The organism is Streptomyces sp. NPDC006314, from assembly GCF_040613075.1.
In the GTDB taxonomy this organism is placed as follows: domain Bacteria; phylum Actinomycetota; class Actinomycetes; order Streptomycetales; family Streptomycetaceae; genus Streptomyces.
In genome coordinates this window covers 49759-68449 of record NZ_JBEXRL010000006.1, presented here as the reverse complement: position 1 = coordinate 68449, position 18691 = coordinate 49759, and the positions used below count along the sequence as shown (strand labels likewise).

Genomic DNA, 18691 nt, shown 5'->3' with positions numbered 1-18691 from the left:
CGTCCCGCGGATGCGAGGGCTGGACGCGTCCGCCTTCGCACCCCCGCGCCGCATCGTCCCGCACTCCAGAAGGACTTCACCCATGACGGACCTGCACGACAAGCCCGCACCAGCGTCCTCCCCGGCGCTCTCCGGCCACGCCGCCGAGTCGCCGGAGAGCGCCGGGGCCCCGGCGCGGCCGCAGCCGACGCTCGGCGAGCTGTTCACCGCGTGGGTGTCCCGCACTCCGGACGCGCCGGCGCTCACCGACGGCCGGCGGACCTGGACCTACCGGGAACTGGCCGTCCGCGCCGACCGGTTGGCCGGCCATCTCGTGCGCCGGGGGGCGGGACCGGACCGGGTGGTCGCACTGGTCCTGCCGCGCTCGATGGAACTGATCGCGGCGGAGCTCGCCGTGGCCCGGGCGGGCGCCGCCTTCCTGCCGGTGGACCCCGCCTACCCCACCGAGCGGCGGGGGCTGATGCTCGACGACGCCGGGCCGGCGGTGATCCTCGACGACCTGCACGAGGCCCGCCACCTGATGGAGACCCGCATCGGGGACACCGGCGGCACCGAGAACACCGGTGGCACCGGAAACACCCCGGACACCCCGGACGGCAGCCCAGGTGCCGACACCGACCACGCGGCCTACGTGATCTACACCTCCGGTTCCACCGGAACCCCCAAGGGCGTGACGGTGACCCACCGCGGCATCGGCGGCTTCACGGCGGCCGCCGCCGACCGGTACGCCGTGGGCCCCGGCGACCGCGTGCTGCAGTTCTCCTCGCCCAGCTTCGACGCCTCCGTACTGGAGCTGTGCATATCCGTCCTGTCCGGCGCGACGCTCGTGGTGCCGCCGGACGGCCCCTGGCTGGGCGAGGAACTCGCCGCCGTCCTGGACGGCCACCGGATCACGCACGCCCTCATCCCGCCGGCCGCCCTGGCCACCCTTCCGGACCCGAAGGAAGGCACCGCCGGCCGTCTGCGCACGCTGATCGTGGGCGCCGAGGCCTGCCCGGCCGGGCTCGTCGACCGCTGGGCACCCGGCCGCCGCATGATCAACTCCTACGGCCCCACCGAGGCCACCATCGTGGCCACCTGGACCGGCCCGCTCACCGCCGGCCACGGCACGCCGACGATCGGCGGCGCCCTGCCGCACACCCGTGTGTACGTTCTCGACGCCGTGATGCGTCCCGTACCGCCCGGCGCGGACGGCGAGTTGTTCGTGGGCGGCGACGCGGTCGCCCGCGGCTACCTGAGCCGTCCGGGCCTGACCGCCGCCCGCTTCGTCGCCGATCCCTTCGGAGCGCCCGGCGGCCGCCTCTACCGCACCGGGGACCGGGTCCGCTGGAACGCCGACGGAGAGCTGGAGTTCCTCGGCCGGCTCGACCGGCAGGTGAAGATACGCGGCTTCCGCGTCGAGCCGGGCGAGATCGAGGCGGCCCTGCTCCGGGCCGGCGGTGTCGGCGAGGCCGTGGTCGTCGTACGGGAGGACGAGCCGGGCAGACAGCGCCTCGTCGGCTATGTCACGCCCGCCGAGCCCGGGCGGGATCCCGACCCGGCGGCCCTGCGCGGAGCGGTGGCCGGCGTCCTGCCCGCCCACATGGTGCCGTCCGCCGTCGTGGTGCTGGACCGGCTGCCGCTCACCGCGCAGCACAAGATCGACCGACGCGCTCTGCCCGCCCCCGACCGGGCTCCGGCGGCCGATCGGGTGCCGCCGCGCACGCCGGAGGAGCGGGCCCTGGCCGCGATCTGGGCGGACGTCCTGGGCGTCGACGCCGTCGGCGCGGCCGACGACTTCTTCGAACTGGGCGGTGACTCGATCCTCGCCGCCCGCACCCTGGCCCGGATCCGGGACGGCCTGGGCGTCCGGCTGACGGTGCGGGACGTCTTCACCGCGCGCACGGTCGCCGCCCTGGCCCCCCTGCTCGGCGACCCGTCCGCCGCCGCGCCGCCGGAGCCGATCCCGCCCGCCCCGCACGCGGGCACCCTGCCGCTGTCCAGCGCGCAGCGGCGGCTGTGGTTCCTCGACGATCTCACCTCCGGCGGCACCGAATACAACACCGGCGTGTCGCTGCGCCTGCGCGGCGCGCTGGACAGCGGCGCCCTGCGCAGGTCCCTGCACCGCCTCGCCGCCCGCCACGACTCGCTGCGCACCACGTTCACCACGGTCGACGGACAGGGCGTCCAACGCGTCGCGCCCGAGCCCTGCCTGCCGCTGCGGACGGCCGACCTCGGCGACGTACCCGCGGCACGCCGCGCCGAGGCCGCCGAACGGCTGCTCACCGATGAACTGAGCACCCCCTTCGACCTGGCGGCCGGCCCGCTCACCCGCGCGCTGCTCGTCCGTCTCGCCGACGACGACCACCTGCTGCTCCTGGCGCAGCACCACATCGTGACCGACGGCTGGTCGGTGGGCGTCCTCACCCGCGAACTCGCCGCCCTCTACCATGCGGAGGCCACCGGCGAACCGGACGGCCTGCCCGCCCCCACCGTGCAATACGCCGACTTCGCCGTGTGGGAACAGGGGCAGCGGGCCACCGGCACGGACGCGGAGGACCTCGCCTACTGGAAGCGGCATCTGGCGGGCATTCAGCACCTGGAACTGCCCACGGACCGGCCCCGGCCCGCCGTCCGCACCACCGCCGGCGCGGCACACCGGCACCACCTCCCCGCGGGCCTGGTGGCCCGGCTGCGGCACCTGGCCCAGGGGCGGGGCACGACGGTGTTCACCCTGTTCGCGGCCGCCTCGGCGCTGCTGTTCTCCCGGTACTCCGGGCAGCGGGACGTGGCCTTCGGCACCGTCACCAACGGACGGGGCCGCCGTGACCTGGAGGACGTGGCCGGCTTCTTCGCCAACACCGTGGTCCTGCGCGGCGACGTGGACGAGAAGGCGACCGTGGACCGGTTCGTCGAGAGCATGCGCGCGACGGTGCTGGACGCCTTCGCCCACGACGGGGTGCCGTTCGACCGGGTGGTGGAGGAGCTGGCGCCGCTCCGTGACCCCAGCCGTACGCCGCTGGTGCAGGCGCTCGTCGTCCAGCAGACCACCGACGGCGTACCGCAGCGGGCAGGCGGCCTGCGCTTCGACGGCCATCCGCTGCCCCGCCCGGCCGCCCGCTTCGACCTGGTCCTGGAGTTCGCGCCCGACGCGGACGGCGGCTGCGCGCTGACGGTCGAGTACAACACGGACCTGTTCGAGGCGTCGACCGTGGCCCGCGTCTCCCTGCACCTGCACCGCCTGCTGGAGGGCATGGCCGACGGCCCCAACCGGACGCTGGCCGCGCTGCCCATGCTCACGGACGACGAACAGCGCACGCTGGTCGACAGCTGGAACCCCCCCGCACGGCGCACCCGCGACACCGGGGCCGCCACGCTGCCCGAGCTGTTCCGGGCGCAGGTGGCCCGCACCCCCGACCGGACCGCCGTGGTCTGCGGGTCCCTCCGGCTGGACTACGCCGAGGTCGACCGGCGGGCCAACCGCCTGGCCAGGCTGCTCGTCGCCCGCGGCGCGGGCCCGGAGACCCTGGTCGCCCTGTGCCTGCCGCGCTCCGCCGACCTCGTGCCCGTGCTGTGGGCGGTGCTGAAGGCGGGCGCGGGCTACCTCCCCGTCGACCCCGCCTATCCGGCCGAACGCGTCCGCTTCATGCTCGACGACGCCCGTCCCGCTCTCGTGCTCGCCACCCGGGAGACCGCGGCCGTCCTGCCGGCGGACCGCGACCCGCTGATCCTGGAGGACTGCGCGGACCCCGCAACAGCCGACAGCGAGCTGACCGACGAAGACCGGATCCGGCCGCTCGCCCCGGACCACCCCGCGTACGTCATCTACACCTCGGGATCGACCGGCCGCCCCAAGGGCGTCGTGGTCACCCACCGCAGCGTCGCCGCCCTGGCCGCCTGGGCGGCACAACGGTTCGGCCCCGGCCGGCTGGCGCATGTGATCGCCGCCACCTCCCTCAACTTCGACGTCTCCGTCTTCGAGCTGCTGTGCCCCCTGCTCGCCGGCGGCGGCGTGGAAGTGGTCGCGGACCTGCCGGCCCTCGCCGACGCGTCGGGCAGCCCCCGGCGGGCCGGGCTCGTCAGCGGGGTGCCGTCCGTGATCTCCCGGATGGTCGCGGGCGGATCGGCCCCCGTGACGGCGGACACGGTCGTCCTGGCCGGTGAGGCCCTGCCCGTGCAGACGGTGCGCGACCTGCGCGCCGCCATGCCCGCGTGCGAGATCGCCAACATCTACGGCCCCACCGAGGCCACCGTGTACGCCACCGCCTGGTTCGCCGGTGACCGGGTGCCGGACCAGGCCCCGCCCATCGGCAGCCCGGTCGCCCTCACCAGGGCCTATGTCCTCGACCGCGCCCTGCGCCCCCAACCCCCAGGGGTCACGGGCGAGTTGTACCTCGGCGGCGCAGGCCTGGCGCGCGGCTACCTGCGCCGGCCCGGCCTGACCGCCGCCCGGTTCGTCGCCGACCCGTTCGGCGCTCCGGGGGAGCGCATGTACCGCACCGGGGATCTGGTGCGCTGGAGCGCGGACGGCGACCTGGAGTACGTCGGCCGGATCGACCAGCAGGTCAAGGTGCGCGGCTTCCGCATCGAACTGGGTGAGGTGGAGGAGGCACTGCGCGGCTGCCCGGGGGTGGCGGAGGCGGCGGCCACCGCCGCGGAGAGCGACGGGCACCGGCGCCTGGTCGGCTACGTGGTCCCCGCTCCCGGGGGGCGGGTGGAGCCGGAGGCGGTACGCCGGGCGCTCGGCCGTACGCTGCCCGACTACATGGTCCCCGCGGTCGTCGTGCCGCTGGACGCCCTGCCGCTCAACCCCAACGGCAAACTCGACCGCGGCCGGCTCCCCGACCCGGGCCCGGCCGTGCGCGCCGTCCGCCATGTCCCGCCCCGCACGCCCGCCGAACGCACCCTCGCCGCCATCCTGGCGGAGGTGCTGCACGTGGAACGGGTCGGCGTCGACGACAACTTCTTCGAACTCGGCGGCGACTCGATCCTGAGCATCCAGGTGGTGGCACGGGCCCGGCAGGAGGGCCTGCTGCTGACCTCCCGGGACGTCTACCGGCACCAGACGGTCGCCGCCCTCGCCCGGTGCGCGACCGCCGCCGGCACCCCGTCGGCGGCCAGCCCCGCCCCCGAGGACGCCACCGGCACGGCCCCCCTGACGCCCATCCAGCGCTGGCTGTTCGAGACCGCCGCCGAGCGAGCCGCCCACTACGCGCAGGCGCTGTCGGTCCAGCTGCCCGACGACCTCGACGCGGTGGCGCTGGAGGACGCGGTCAACGACCTGGTCGCCCACCACGACGCCCTGCGCTCCCGCTTCGTCGTCGCCGACGGCGGTTCCGGTGGGGTCCGCTGGCACATCGACGACCGGGCGGCCCGGATCACCCTGGCCCACCACACCGGCCCGGACACCGACACGCCCCACTTCGGCCCGTTCGACCTGGCCCGGGGGCCGCTGCTGCGGGCCGTGCTGCACGACCGCGGCCCCGGCCGGCCCCGCGTCCTGCACCTCGCCGTGCACCACCTGGTCGTCGACGGGGTCTCCTGGCGGCTGCTGCTGGAGGACCTCGACCGCGCCTACCGGGCCCGGCGCGCCGGTGACGACGGTGCGGCGGCGCTGCCCGCCAAGTCCTCGGCGCTGCGGCACTGGGCGCGCCGGCTGACCGCCCACGCCGCCGACGGTGGTTTCACCGACGAGACGGCGTACTGGAACAGGGCGCTGCCGGAGACGGAGCCGGCCCTCCCGGCCGATCTGACCGGCGCCGACACCTACGCCTCGACCCGCGCGGTGACCGTGCGGCTGAGCCCCGAGGACACCGCCGTCCTGCTGCGCACCCTGCCCGACACCTACCGCACCCAGGTCAACGACGTGCTGCTCAGCGCCCTCGGACGGGTGCTGTGCGGCTGGAGCGGACGGGACCGGGTGGTGGTCGACCTCGAGGGACACGGCCGCGAGGAACTCTTCGCAGACCTCGACCTCAGCCGCACCGTCGGCTGGTTCACCACCCGGTGCCCCGTCGCCCTCGCCGTCCCCGAGAAGGCCGGCTGGGACGCCGTCCTGAAGCAGGTCAAGGAGCAGCTGCGGGCCGTACCCCGGCACGGGCTCGGCCACGACGCCCTGCGCTACCTGGGCGCACCGGGCACGGCGCCGCGTACCCCGGCCGCGCAGGTCAGCTTCAACTACCTGGGACGGATGGGGGCGTCCGACGGGCCGGACGGCCTGTACCGCGGCACCGTCCGGCCGCTGGAGCTGGACGCCGACCCGCGGGCCGAGCGCCCGCACCCGCTGGAGGTCGTGGGCCGACTGGACGGTGACGCGCTGGAGTTCAGCTGGTTCTACTCCGGCCTGCGGTACCGGCACGACACGGTCGCCGCGCTCGCGGGACGATTCGCCGACGCGCTGGCGGACCTCGCCCGGCACGCCGCCCGGCCGGGTGCCGCCGGGCGCACCCCGTCCGACTTCCCGCTGGCCCGACTCGACCAGGCCGCCGTGGACCGGATCGCCGGGGAGGACCCCGCGGCGGTGGAGGACGTCCTGCCGCTGACACCGACCCAGGCCGGCATGCTCTTCCACGGCCTCTCCCAGGACGACCGCGGCGTCTACTTCCAGCAGCTGACCTTCGTCCTGGACGGCACACCCGACCCGGAGGCCCTCGCCGCAGCCTGGCAGCGGGTGACGGACCGCACGGCGGTACTGCGCGGCCGGGTCGTCTGGCAGGACGTACCCGAGCCGCTGTTCGCGGTCCAGCGCCACGCCGCCGTGCCCGTTGCACACCTGGACTGGCGCGGCCTGGCGGACGACGAGCGCGCCGGCCGGCTGGAGCAGCTGCTGGACCGGGACCGCGCGGCCGGCATCGACCTGGCGCGGGCCCCGCTGCAGCGGCTGGTGCTCGCCCGGGTCTCCGACACCGCCGTGCGGGTGGTCTGGTCCTTCCACCACCTGGTCCTCGACGGCTGGAGCCTGTTCCAGGTGCTCTCGGACGTCTTCGCCACCCACGGCGGGGCAGGCCCGGACACCCTGCCGGACCGCCGCCCCTACCGGGACTACGTGGCCTGGCTGCGCACCCGCGACCGGGCCGAGGCCGAAGAGCACTGGCGCCGGCGGCTGTCGGGGCTGACCGAGGCCACGCCGCTGCCCTACGACCGCGAGCCGCGCGAGACCCACCGCGCCGAGTCCACCCAGGCGGTCCGGGTCACGGTGCCCGCGGCCACGGCCCGCGCGCTGGAGGAACTCGCCCGGACCTGCGGGGTCACCCTGAACACCCTCGTCCAGGGCGCCTGGGCGCTGCTGCTGGGCCGGCAGGCGGGCCGGGACGAGGTCGTCTTCGGCACCACCGTGTCCGGGCGGCCGCCCGAGCTGCCCGGCGCCGAGTCGATGACCGGTCTGTTCATCGCCACCCTGCCGACCCGGGTCACGGTCCCGTCCGACGGCACCCTGCGCGACTGGCTGCGCCTTCTCCAGCAGGACCAGAGCGAGGACCGCCGCTTCGACCACGTGCCGCTCACCCGGATGCGTTCGTTCACCGGACTCCCGGAACGGGCCGGTCTGTTCGACAGCATCGTCGTCTTCGAGAACTATCCGGTGGACGACGGCCTCGCCGCCGCGCACGGGCTGCGCCTGAGCGGCCTCGACGGCATCGAGACCACCAACTACCCGCTGAGCCTGGTCGCCTACCCGGGTGCCGAACTGGCCCTGCGCCTGGGCTACGACCCGGAGCTGTTCGACGCCGCCACCGTGCGGCGGCTGGCCGAGTACCTCACCGTCCTGCTGGACGGCATGGTCACCGGGGCCGAACGGCCGCCCGCCCGGCTGCCGTTGCTGACGCCCGAGCGCCGCGAGCAGGTGCTGCACGCCTGGAACGACACGGCCACCGACCTCCCTACGGCCACGGTCGCCGGCCTCTTCGCCGCACAGGTCCGGCGTACTCCCGGCGCCGTGGCCCTGGAGGACGGCGACCGGCGCGTCACCTACCGCGAACTCGACCTGATGGCAGCCGGGCTGGCGGACCGCCTCGCCGCTCTCGGGGTCCGGGCGGAACGTCCGGTGGGCGTACTGATGGACCGTTCCGTGCCGCTGATCGTCGCCCAGCTGGCGCTGGTGCGCACCGGCGGCGTGTACGTGCCGCTCGACGGGAGGGCACCGCGCGAGCGGCTGCGCCGGATGCTGGCCGAGGCCGGAGCCGGCCTGCTGCTCACCGACACCGCGTGGGAGGAGACCGCTCGTGACGTGCTCCCCGGCGACGGCGTCCTGCGGCTCGACGGCGTGCTCCCGGCGGACGCCGGCTCCCGGGCCGCCTGGACGGTCCACCCCGACAACGTCCAGTACCTGATGTTCACTTCCGGCTCCACCGGCACCCCCAAGGGGGTCGCCGTACGCCAGCGGGACGTCGCCGCGCTCGCCCTCGACCGTGCCTTCACCGGCCACGACCGGGTCCTCGTGCACTCCCCGCACGCCTTCGACGCCGCCACCTACGAGGTGTGGGTGCCGCTGCTGCGCGGCGGCACGGCGGTCCTGGCCCCGCCGGCCGACCTGGACGCCGCCGCGGTCCGCCGTGCCGTCACCGGGCAGGGGGTGAGCTGCCTGTGGCTGACCGCGGGCCTGTTCCGCCTCCTCGCCCAGGAGGACCCCACCTGCCTGCGCGGAGCCCGCGAGGTCTGGACGGGCGGCGAGGCCGTGCCGGGCGCGGTCGTGCGGCGTGTCCTGGACGCCTGCCCCGGCCTCACCGTCGTCGACGGTTACGGCCCCACCGAGACCACCACCTTCGCCACCCGGCGCGTCTTCCGCCGCGGCGACCCGCTGCCCGCCGTGCTGCCCATCGGACGGCCACTGGACAACATCCGCGTGTATGCCCTGGACGCTGACCTCCAGCCTCAACCGCCCGGCGTTCCCGGGGAGTTGTACATCGCCGGTGCCGGTGTGGCCCGGGGGTACGCGGGGCGGCCGGGGGCGACTGCCGCCCGTTACGTCGCCGATCCGTTCGGCCCGCCCGGCGGCCGGATGTACCGCACCGGGGACATCGTGCGCTGGAGCGCCGACGGCGAGCTGCACTTCGTGGGCCGCGCCGACGACCAGATCAAGATCCGCGGCTTCCGCATCGAACCCGCCGAGATCGAGGCCCGGCTGACCGCCCACCCCGCCGTCGCCGAGGCGGTCGTGTCCCTGTACGAGGACACCGGGCGCAAACGCCTGGCGGCCCATCTCGTGCCGGCCGACGGCGCCGCCGTGCCGGCCGGTACCGAGCTGCGCGCCCACCTGGCGGCCGACCTGCCCGACTACATGCTGCCCGCCGCGTTCGTCACGGTGCCGGAGCTGCCGCTGACGGCCAACGGCAAGGTCGACCGGCGGCGGCTGCCCGCCCCCGACTGGTCGGCGGGCGGCGACCGTGCCCACCGCGCCCCGCGCACCGAGGCCGAACGCCTCCTCGCCGGGATCTGGGCCGACCTGCTCGGCGTGGAACGCGTCGGCGTCGACGACAACTTCTTCATGCTGGGCGGCGACTCCATCCTCAGCATCCAGGTCGTCTCCCGCGCCCGCGCGGCAGGCCTCACCCTCACCCCCCGCGATCTCTTCCGCCGTCCCACGGTGGCCGAGCTGGCCGCCGCCGGCGGCACCGCCGCGTCCGTCGCCGGCACCGAACCGGTCAGCGGGGAGGCCGCGCTCACCCCGATCCAGCACTGGTTCCTCGACCCCCGGCCACCGCACGCCGGATTCTTCAACCAGTCCGTCGTCGTCGAGGCACCCGGCCCCGTCGACCCGGACGCCCTGCGCCGCGCCCTCGCCGCCCTGTGGACCCACCATGACGCCCTGCGCGCCCGGTTCCTCCCGGAGGACGACGGCACCTGGCACCAGTACGTCGCCGCCGCCGAGGCGCCCGTACCCGAGCTGCTGGAGATCTGCCCTCTCGACGCTTCGGCCGCCGAGGAGACCGAGGGCCGCCTCACGGCGTCGGCCCACGCCGGATTCCGCCTCGACACGGGCCCGCTGCTCACCGCCCGTCTGTTCACCACCGACGGCCCCCGGCCCGACCGGCTGCTCCTCGCCGTCCACCACCTCGTGGTCGACGGAGTCTCCTGGCGCGTCCTGCTGGAGGATCTGGAGACCGCATACCGGCAGGCCGCGGCGGGAGAGCCGGTACGCCTGCCCGCCCGCACCACCTCCGCCCGGGAATGGGCCCGCCGACTGCAGGCCCACACCGACGCCGGCGGGTTCGCGGCGCAGCGCGCGTACTGGGAGGCCACCGCCCGGCACTGCGCCGCGCCGCTGCCGGCGGACGGCGACGGCGGCCACACCACGGCCGACGTCCGCGAGGTCACCGTCCGGCTGGACCGGGAGCGCACCGACCAGCTCCTGCGCACGGTCCCCGGCGTCTACCGCACCCGCATCGACGACGTGCTGCTCACCGCGCTGGGCCGGGTGCTCGCCGACTGGACCGGACGCGCCACCGTCGCCGTCGGCCTGGAGGGGCACGGCCGCGAGGACCAGCTGTTCCAGGACGTCGACCTGTCCCGCACGGTCGGCTGGTTCACCTCGCTCTTCCCGGTCGCCCTGGAGGTCCCGGCGGGGGACTGGGGGACCGCACTGAAGTCGGTGAAGGAGCAGCTGCGGGCCGTACCGGACCGGGGCCTCGGCTACGGCGCCCTGCGTCACCTCGCCCACGACGAACGGCTCGCGGCGGCACCGACGCCCGGCATCAGCTTCAACTACCTGGGCCGGTTCGACTGGTCCGCCGACGGCGGCACCCTGGTCGGCGCGGTGCCCGGCGGTCTCGGCGGTGCCGAGGCGCCCGGCACCGAACGGGCGCACCTGCTGGACGTGGTGGCCCGGGTCGAGGACGACCGGCTGGAGATCACCTGGTACCACAGCCGGGGACGGCACCGCGAGGAGACCGTCACCGCACTCGCCGAGGGCATGCTGAGGGCGCTCGAGGACATCGTCGCCCACTGCGCCCGCCCGGACGCGGGCGGCCGTACACCGTCGGACTTCCCGCTGGCCCGCCTGGACCAGGCCGCGGTGGACCGCATCGCCGGGCACGGCCGCGACGTCGCCGACATCCAGCCGCTGACGCCGATGCAGGCGGGCATGCTCTTCCACAGCCTGCTCGACCCCGACGGCCGCACCTACGTCAACCAGGTGCAGCTGGTGCTGTCCGGCGTCACCGACCCGCACACCCTCGCCGAGGCGTGGCAGCACACCGTGGACGCCAACCCGGTCCTGCGCACCCACCTGGTGTGGCAGGAGACCCCCGAGCCGGTCCAGGTCGTACGGCACCGGGCCACCGTGCCCGTCACCCACCACGACTGGACCGGATGGCCCGCCGACCGGTGCGCCCGCGAGCTGGACCGGCTGATCGCCGAGGACCGGCAGGCGGGCATCGACCTGGGGGCGGCGCCCCTGATGCGGCTGACCCTGATCCGGCTCGCACCGGACCGCGTACGCCTGGTGTGGATCTTCCACCACGTCCTGCTCGACGGCTGGAGCGTGGCCCAGGTCTTCGACGAGGTGTGCGAGCGGTACGCGGCGCTGACCGCGGGACGCCGCCCGCAGGTGCCCGAGCGCCGGCCCTTCGGCGACTACCTGCGCTGGCTGGCCGGGCAGGACACCGCCCGGGCCGAACGGTACTGGCGCGAGACCCTCGCCGGGTTCCCCGCCCCGACCGAACTGCCGAGGGACCGGCGGCCGGCCGAGGCCCACCACGGTTCCTCGTCCGGATCGGTACGGATGACCCTCGACGCCGCCGTGTCGGGACGGCTGCGGGAGACCGCCCAGCGGGCGGGCCTGACCGTCAACACCCTCCTGCAGGGCGCGTGGGCGCTGCTGCTGTCCCGCTACGGCGGCGGTGACGACGTGGTGTTCGGCACGACCGTCTCCGGCCGGCCCGCCGAACTTCCGGGTGTGACCGCCATGGTCGGCCTGTTCATCAACACCCTGCCCACCCGGGCCCGCGTCGACGGACGGCGCCCGCTGCTGGACTGGCTGCGCGAGCTGCAGGCGACCCAGTCGGAGGCCCGGCGTCACGACTTCGTCTCACTGGCCCAGTTGCAGGCCTGGAGCGAGGTGCCCGGCGGCACCACCCTGTTCGACTCCATCGTGGTCTTCGAGAACTACCCCTTCGACGAGGGAGCGCTGGCCCGGCACGGGCTGGCCATGGAGACGGAACGGGACCTGGAGCCCACCAACTACCCCCTGAGCGTGGTCGTCGCGCCCGGAGACGCCCTGGCCGTCAACCTCGACTACGACCCGGCCGTCTTCGACGCGGCGACGGTGGAAGGGCTCGGACAGAGCCTGCGCACGCTGCTGACGGAGATGGCCACCGACCCGGACCGCGCCCTGGCCGACCTCCCGCTCCAGGACCCCCGCCAGGGGCGTGCCCTCCTGGACCGGTTCGGCGGAGCGAGCGTCCGGGCACCGCACGACACCCTGCCCGAGGCGTTCCGCCGGCAGGTCGCGCGCACCCCGGACGCCCTGGCGGTCCTGTGCGGCGAGGAGCGTCTCACCTACGGTGAACTCGACGAGCGCTCCAACCGGCTGGCCCGCCTCCTCCTGGCCGCCGGCGCGGGACCGGAGCGCTACGTCGCGCTCGCCCTGCCCCGCACCGCCGACCTGGTCGTGGCGCTGCTGGCGGTCCTCAAGAGCGGCGCCGCCTACCTTCCGGTGGACCCCCGGTACCCGGCCGAGCGCGTCGCCTTCCTCTTCGAGGACGTACGGCCCGACGCCGTGATCACCACCGCGGACACCGCCGGCCGGCTGCCCGAGGGCCACTTCACCCGGATCCTGCTGGACGACCCGGGCCGCTCCAGCGCCTCGGGCGCCCCGATCGGCGACGACGAGCGGCACGGCACCCTGCTGCCGGAGCATCCCGCCTACGTCATCCACACCTCCGGCTCCACCGGCCGCCCCAAGGGCGTCGTCGTCGGCCACGCGTCGGTGCTCGCCCTGACCGACTGGGCGGCGGCCGAGTTCACCGGCCGGGGACTGGAGCACGTGGTGGCCTCCACCTCCCTCAACTTCGACGTGTCCGTCTTCGAGATCTTCTCGCCGCTGCTGTCCGGCGGCTGCGTGGAGGTGGTCGACGACCTGCTGGCCCTGGCCGAGCGCCCCGGGCCCTGGCGCGCCGGACTACTCAGCGCGGTTCCCTCCGCCCTGGATCGGCTCCTGGCGGAGGACGCCCTGCACGTCACCGCGGCCACGGTGGTCCTGGCGGGGGAGGGGCTGCCCGCACGGACCGTCCGCCAGGTGCGCGCGGCGATCCCCGGCTGCCAGGTGCGCAACATCTACGGCCCCACCGAGGCCACCGTCTACGCCACCGCCTTCACCTGCGACCCCGCCGACCCCGACCGTGACCCGCCGATCGGCCGGCCGGCCGGCGGCGCCCGCGCCTACGTGCTGGACGACCGGATGCGCCCGGTGCCCGTCGGCGCACCCGGCGAGCTGTTCCTCGCCGGCACCGGCGTGGCGCGCGGCTACCTGCGCCGGCCCGGCCTGACCGCGTCCCGGTTCCTGCCCGATCCCTTCGGCCCGCCCGGCGGCCGTATGTACCGCACCGGTGACCTGGTGCGCTGGACGGCCGACGGCGACCTGGTCTACCTCGGCCGCGGTGACGACCAGGTCAAGGTCCGCGGCTTCCGCATCGAACTCGGCGAGGTCGAGGCCGCGTTGGCCCGCCACCCGGCCGTGGCGGCGGCAGCGGCCCGGGTGGTGGAGCACGAGGGCCACCGTCGGCTGGTCGGATACGCGGTACCCCGCGCAGCCGCCCTGCCGGACCCGGCCGAGCTGCGTGCCTTCCTCGCCCGCCGCCTCCCCGACCACCTGGTCCCCGCCCTGGTCGTGCCGCTGGCGCGGCTGCCGCTCGGCGCCACCGGCAAGCTGGACCGGCGGGCGCTGCCCGAGCCCGCCTGGGCGGCCCCCGCGTCCGGCGGCAGCCGTCCGCCCCGCACCGCGGCGGAGCGGACCCTCGCGGCGATCTGGTCCGAGGTGCTCGGCGTGCCCGAAGTCGGTACCGACGACAACTACTTCACCCTCGGCGGCGACTCCGTCCTGGGCATCCAGATCGTCTCCGCCGCCCGCCGGGCCGGTCTCGCCCTGACCCCCCGGCACCTGTTCACCCACCAGAGCCTCGCCGAACTCGCCGCCGCCGCCGAGGAGCTGCCCGGCCGGGCGGCCACCGCCGTCGCCGAGCAGGGGCCGGTGGCCGGTGACGTCCCGCTCACCCCCGTGCAGCACTGGCTGCTCCACACCCTCACCGGCGACCCGGCCCACTTCAGCCAGGCGGTCTCCTACGAACTGGCGGCGGACACCGACGAGGCACTGCTGCGGGCCGCCCTGGCCGCCGTACTGGAACACCACGACGCGCTGCGCCTGCGCTTCGAACAGGCCGGGGACGGGCAGTGGCGGCAGTACGGCACCGCACCCGGCGGCGCCCCGCACCTGGAGGTGCACCCCACCGCCGGGCCCCGCGAGGTGGCCGGCACCCTCGCCGCCGGCTTCGACCTGGCCACCGGACCGCTGCTGCGGGCCGCGCTGTGCCGCCCCGGCGACGACGGCCGGCCGGTACTGGTGCTCGCCGCCCACCACCTGGTCGTGGACGCGGTCTCCTGGCGGCTGGTCCTGGAGGACCTGGACACCGCCTACCGGGCCCTGCGGGACGGGAACCGGCCGGACCTCGGACCCAAGAGCACCTCGTTCCGGGCCTGGGCCCAGCGGCTGGCCGCCCACACCGCGGCCGGCGGCTTCGACGACGAACGCGCCCACTGGCGGGGCCTCGACGCCGACGTCCGGTTGCCGGCCGACCACACCGGCGGGGCCAACACCGCCGCCGTCGAGGAGAGCGTGACGGCCGGCCTCGACGCCGAGGACACCCGCCGGCTGCTCCAGGACGTCCCGGACGCGTACCGCACCCGCGTCAACGACGTGCTGCTGTGCGCGCTCGGCCGGGTCCTGGCCCGCTGGACCGGCCGGGACCGGGTGGCGGTCACCCTGGAAGGCCACGGCCGCGAGGAACTGTTCGACGACGTCGACCTCGCCCGCACCGTCGGCTGGTTCACCACCCTGTACCCGGTCGCCCTGGACGTGCCACGGGACGCGGACACCGGCACCGTCCTGAAGGCCGTCAAGGAGAACCTGCGCGCCGTACCACGCGGCGGACTGGGCTACGGCGCCCTGCGCTTCCTGCACCCCACGGCCCGCCGGGACCTGCCGGCCCTGCCGCAGATCTGCTTCAACTACCTGGGCCGGCAGGACGGGACCACCTCGCCCGGCGGCCTGCTGCACGCGCCCCACGGCGGTCTGACCGGCGGCATGGACCGCTCGGCGGACCGGCCGCACCTGCTCGACGTCCTCGGGCACGTGACCGACGGAGAGCTGCGGTTCACCTGGTCCTACTCCCGCGAGGTGCACCGGCACGAGACCGTCGCCCGGCTCGCGGGCGAACTGACCGACGAGCTGCGCGCGATCGTGAGGCACTGCGCCGCGCCCGGCGCCGGCGGCCGGACCCCGTCCGACTTCCCGCTGGCCCCCCTGGACCAGACGGCCGTCGACCGGCTCGCCGGTACCGGAGCGGACGTCCTGGACGTGTACCCGCTCACGCCCACCCAGACCGGCATGGTCGTGCACGGCCTGGACGACGCCGCCCACGGCCTCTACATCGAGCAGATCACCTTCGAGGTGGACGGCGCCGGCGACACCCGCGCGCAGGCCGCGGCCTGGCAGCACGTCGTCGACCGCACCCCCGTCCTGCGCACCTCCATCGCCCTGCGCGACGTACCCGTGCCGCTGCAGGTCGTGCACCGGAACGTGGCCCTGCCGGTCACCGAGCACGACTGGAGGGGCCTGCCGGCCGACCGGCGCGCGGCGGAACTGGAGCGGCTGCTCGCCGAGGAGCGGGCCCGGGGCATCGACCTGGACCGCGCCCCGCTGATGCGGCTCGCCCTGGTCCGGCTTGGGCCCGACACCGTACGCGTGGTGTGGACCTTCCACCATGTCCTGCTCGACGGGTGGAGCGTCTTCCACGTCCTGTCCGACGTCATGGCCGCGCACGCCGCGCTGGCCCGCGGGGAACGGCCGCGGCTTCCCGAGCGCAGGCCGTTCGCGGACTACGCGGCCTGGCTCGCCGCCCGGGACACCGGCCGGGCGGAGCAGCACTGGCGCGGTGTCCTGGCCGACCTGACCGCCCCCACCCCGCTGCCCTACGACCGCAGGCCCGCCCCGGGCAGCACGGCCCGCTCCGGCACCTGGCTGTCCCAGCGGCTCGACACCGACGGGACACGGCAGCTCCAGGACTTCGCCCGCCGTCACCGGCTCACCCTGAACACCCTGGTGCAGGGCGCCTGGGCACTGCTGCTGGCGCGCTGGAGCGGGGAGCGCGAGGTGTGCTTCGGCACCACCGTCTCGGGGCGCCCCGCCGATCTGCCCGGCGCCGACACGATCACCGGGCTGTTCATCACCACCCTGCCCGCCCGCGTCACCGTCGACGGCGGCGCCCACTGCGGCACCTGGCTGCGGGACCTGCAGGACGCACGGGCCGAGGACCGCCGCTTCGACCACCTGCCCCTGAACGACCTGCAGGGCCTGAGCGGGCTGCCCGCGGGCACCGCCCTGTTCGACAGCCTGGTCGTGTTCGAGAACTACCCGGTCGGTGACGCCACGGCCGGCGCGCACGGCCTCACGGTCCGCGCGCTGGACGCCCGGGAGGCCACCAACTACCCCCTCACCGTGGTCGTCTCGCCCGGGGACCGGCTCGCCGTCGAACTCGGCTACGACCCGCGGAACTTCGACGCGGTCACCGCCGGCTCCCTGGCCCGGCACCTGCTGCACACGCTGCGCGCGCTGGCCGCCTCGGACGGCACGGCACGCCTGGACGACCTCGACGTCCTGCCGCCCGCGGACCGGGCCCGGCTGGTGCGCGGACCGGCCCGCCCGGACCTCGGCTCGGTACCCCCGGCAACCCTGCCCGCCCTCGTCGAGGCGGCCGTGGACCGGTGGCCCACGCGACCGGCGCTCGCCTCCCCGGACCGCCTGCTGTCCTTCGCCGAGGCCGAGGCGCAGGCCAACCGCCTGGCGCACCGGCTCATCGCCCGGGGCGCGGGACCCGGCACCCTCGTCGCGCTCCTCCTGCCGCGCTCTGCGGACATGGTGCTGGCGCAGCTCGCGGTGGCGAAGGCGGGCGCCGCGTTCCTGCCGGTCGACCCCGGCTACCCGGAGGAGCGGATCGCGCTGATGCTGCGCGATGCCGCCCCCACCCTCACCCTCGACGCCAAGGAGATCGCGGACCTGCTCACCGCACCGCCGGACGACGTGCCCGGACACCGGCCCACCGACACCGACCGGACCCGCCCCCTCGACCCGGACGACCCCGCCTACGTCATCTACACCTCCGGCTCCACCGGCCGCCCCAAGGGCGTCGTCGTCACCCACCGCGGGCTCGCCGCGTTCTCCGTCGCCGAGGCCGCCCACTACCACGTGGCCCCGGGCGACCGCGTGCTGGCCTTCGCCACGCCCAGCTTCGACGCGTCCGTGCTGGAGCTGTGCGCGTCCCTGCCGCACGGCGCCCGCCTGGTGGTGCCCGCGCCCGGCCCGCTGCTCGGCGCCGAACTGGCCGGCGTACTGCGGGCCGAGCGCATCACCCACACCCTGCTGCCGCCGGCCGCGCTCGCCACCCTGCCCGCCGACACCCCCGGCACACTGCCCGACCTGAGGACGCTCATCGTCGGCGCCGACGCGTGCGGAGCCGAACTCGTCGCCCGCTGGGCCCCGCACCACCGCATGGTCAACTCCTACGGCCCCACCGAGGCGACCGTCGTCGCCACCTGGTCCGCACCCCTGGAACCGGACGGTACCGCGCCGCCCATCGGCCGCCCGCTGCCCGCCACCCGCGCCTACGTCCTCGATGCCCGGCTGCGGCCGGTCCCCGACGGCGTTCCCGGGGAACTGTGGCTGAGCGGACCCGCCCTGGCCCGCGGCTACCTGGGCCGCCCCGGCCTGACAGCGGCCCGGTTCACCGCCGACCCGTTCGGGCCGCCCGGCACCCGCATGTACCGCACCGGCGACCTGGTGCGCCGCGACGCCCGCGGCGAGCTGCACTACCTGGGCCGCACCGACCACCAGCTCAAGCTGCGCGGCCACCGCATCGAGGCGGGCGAGATCGAGGCCACCCTCGTGCGCCACCCGGCCGTGCTCGACGCCGTGGTGACCGTCCGCGAGGACGAACCGGGCCTGCCGCGCCTGGTCGCCCACCTGCTCACGGCCCCCGGCGCCGAGCCGCCCGCCGGCGCCGAGCTGCGCGCGCTGGCCGCCCGCTCCCTGCCCGGCTACATGGTCCCCTCGGCGTTCGTGGCGCTCGACCGCTTCCCGCTCACCGAGAACGGCAAGACCGACCGGGCCGCCCTGCCCGCGCCGGAACCGGCCGTCGAGCAGGCACCGGCCGCGTACGTGGCACCGCGCACGCCCACCGAGGAGGCACTGGCGGCCATCTGGGAGGAGACCCTCCAGACGGCCGTGGGCGCCGAGGACGACTACCTCCTGCTGGGGGGCGACTCCATGCGCGCCCTGCTCATCGCCTCCCGCGCCAACGACGCGTTCGGCGTCACGCTCACACCCCGCGACGTCCTGGTCTCCCGCACCGTCGCCGCCCTGGCGGAACTGGTGGAGGAACAGGTCCTGAGCGAACTCGAAGACGCCGCGTACGGCGGCCACGACCACGACGAACGGTGAGGACCCGAC

At 75.7% G+C, this 18691-nt stretch carries 1 protein-coding gene; it reads left to right on the top strand.

What is annotated here, in order from left to right:
* The first annotated feature begins 82 nt into the window (after positions 1-82).
* Complete coding sequence (locus ABZ079_RS12810; RefSeq protein WP_356939449.1) at positions 83-18682, top strand: non-ribosomal peptide synthase/polyketide synthase; 18600 nt, start codon at positions 83-85, stop codon at positions 18680-18682.
* Positions 18683-18691: the final 9 nt, after the last annotated feature.